This is a genomic window from Micromonospora sp. MP36, assembly GCF_008119785.1.
Taxonomy (GTDB): domain Bacteria; phylum Actinomycetota; class Actinomycetes; order Mycobacteriales; family Micromonosporaceae; genus Micromonospora.
The window spans coordinates 1-1069 of the sequence record NZ_VSFA01000270.1; the positions used below are offsets into that span (position 1 = coordinate 1).

A 1069-nucleotide genomic window follows, 5' to 3' on the forward strand; every position below is an offset into this window, starting at 1 on the left:
ACGGTGCCGCCGCAGTTGGTGGGGTCGTTGTCGGTGATGGTGGTCTTCTCGTCGAGCTTGACCTTGCCGTCGTTGTTGAAGACGCCGCCGGCGACGCGGTGGGTCTTGGCGGAGTCGGTGGCGGTGTTCTTGGTGATGCGGGTCTTGGTCAGGGTGACCCGGCCTTCGTTGTTGAAGATGCCGCCGCCGTTGAGGGCGGTGTTGTTCTTGATCTCGGTGTTCCGGACGGTGAGGGTGGCGTTGTCTTCCTTCTCGTTGTCCTTCTTGTCGGACTCCTGCTGGAAGCCTTCCTTGATCTCGACGTCCGGGTCGCCGTTGAAGATGCCGCCGCCGAAGCGCCCGGCGGAGTTGTCGACGATGTCGCTGTCGTCGATGGTGGCCGTGGCCTCCCGCTCCTTCTCTTCCTTCTGGTCCTTCTGGTCGCCGTACGGGGCTTCCTTCTTCTTCTTCTTTTCCCCGCCGGTGTTGTAGACGCCGCCGCCGTCCTTGTCGGCGTGGTTCTTGGCGACGATGACCTTGTCCAGGTCGAGGTCGGTGTTGCGGGCGTAGATGCCACCGCCGTTCTCGCAGGCAGTGTTGTTCTTGATGGAGGTGAGGGCGATCTTGACGAACCCGCCGGAGCTGAACACGCCGCCACCGTTCTCACCGGCCCGGTTGTTCTCGATCTCGGTCTTTCCGGGCTCCTTGCCCTCGAATCGGCCGATGATCTCCACCGTGCCGGCCTTGTCGCGGCCCTTGACCCAGTAGTCCTTGCCGGGCACCCACGGGCCGTACTTGTCCTTCTCCTTGCCCTCGCCGTTGGCGATGCCGCCGCCGTTCTCGCCGGCGGTGTTGTTGTTGATGCGGGATTCCTTGATCTTGAGGACTCCGACATTGAAGATGCCGCCGCCGTTGCGCTGGGCGTGGTTGTCCTCGACCTTGCTCTCGGAGAGGTCGACGCGGCCGAAGTTGGCGATGGCGCCGCCGTTGCCCTCGGCGTTGTTGCGGGTCAGCTTCACCTTCTCCAGGTGCGCGCTGCCGCCCCGCTCGACCAGGATGGCGCCACCGTCGGCCTCGCCCTCCTCCTTCT

1 pseudogene is annotated in these 1069 nt (G+C 64.4%); it reads right to left on the reverse strand.

Annotated features, from left to right (window positions below):
* Nucleotides 1-1069 (reverse strand): annotated as a pseudogene (locus tag FXF52_RS41110) (hypothetical protein); the annotation flags it as partial.